Origin of the sequence: Paraburkholderia strydomiana, from assembly GCF_031456815.1 — a bacterium.
Lineage (GTDB): Bacteria > Pseudomonadota > Gammaproteobacteria > Burkholderiales > Burkholderiaceae > Paraburkholderia > Paraburkholderia caledonica.
The window spans coordinates 1-1034 of the sequence record NZ_JAVDVL010000052.1; the positions used below are offsets into that span (position 1 = coordinate 1).

General features: G+C 62.5%; 1 protein-coding gene and 1 pseudogene. Both read right to left on the reverse strand.

The features are described 5' to 3' along the window. On the reverse strand, positions 1-698 hold a 698-nt coding region (locus J2W46_RS34315; protein WP_027780676.1), incomplete at its 3' end, for a succinate dehydrogenase iron-sulfur subunit. A gap of 24 nt (positions 699-722) precedes the next feature. After that, positions 723-1034, reverse strand: a pseudogene (locus tag J2W46_RS34320) (succinate dehydrogenase/fumarate reductase flavoprotein subunit); the annotation flags it as partial.

Sequence of the window (1034 nt, forward strand, 5' to 3'; positions counted from 1 at the left end):
GCGCGACGCACCATCAATTCCTTGATCTTGCCGATCGCCTTGGTCGGGTTCAGTCCTTTCGGACAGACGTCGACGCAGTTCATGATCGTGTGGCAGCGGAACAGGCGGTACGGGTCTTCCAGATTGTCGAGCCGCTCGCCGGTGGCTTCGTCACGGCTGTCCGCGATGAAACGGTATGCCTGCAGCAGACCCGCCGGGCCCACGAACTTGTCCGGATTCCACCAGAAGCTCGGGCACGACGTCGAGCAGCTCGCGCACAGAATGCATTCGTAGAGTCCGTCCAACTCGTCGCGCTCTTCCGGCGACTGCAGACGCTCCTTCTCCGGCGGCGGCGTGTCGTTGATCAGGTACGGCTTGATCGAGTGGTACTGGTTGAAGAACTGCGTGAAGTCGCAGATCAGGTCGCGCACCACCGGCAGCCCCGGCAGCGGACGCAGCACGATCTTCTGCGGCAGGTCGTTCAGGTTCGTCAGACACGCCAGACCGTTCTTGCCGTTGATGTTCATCGCGTCCGAACCGCACACGCCTTCGCGGCACGAACGGCGGAACGACAGCGTCTCGTCCAGTGCCTTCAGCTTCACCAGCGCGTCGAGCAGCATGCGCTCGTGCGAGTCGATCTCGATCTCGTACGACTGCATGCGCGGCGCCGCGTCGCGGTCCGGATCGTAGCGGTAGATTTCAAATGTACGCTTGGCCATTTCTGAATTCCTTTGATCTGTGCCTTAGAAGGTCCGCGCCTTGGGCGGCACCGATTCGACCGTCAGCGGCTGCATGTGCACCGGCTTGTAGTCGAGGCGGTCGCCTTGGCTGAACCACAACGTATGGCGCAGCCAGTTTTCGTCGTCGCGATGCTCGAAGTCGTTCTGCGCATGCGCGCCGCGGCTTTCCTTGCGCGCCTCGGCCGACACCATCGTCGCGCGCGCCACCTCGATGAGGTTTGCCACTTCCAGCGCCTCGACACGCGCGGTGTTGAACACCTTCGACTTGTCCTTCAGGTGGATATTGTCCACGCGTGCGGCCACCTCGCGGATCGC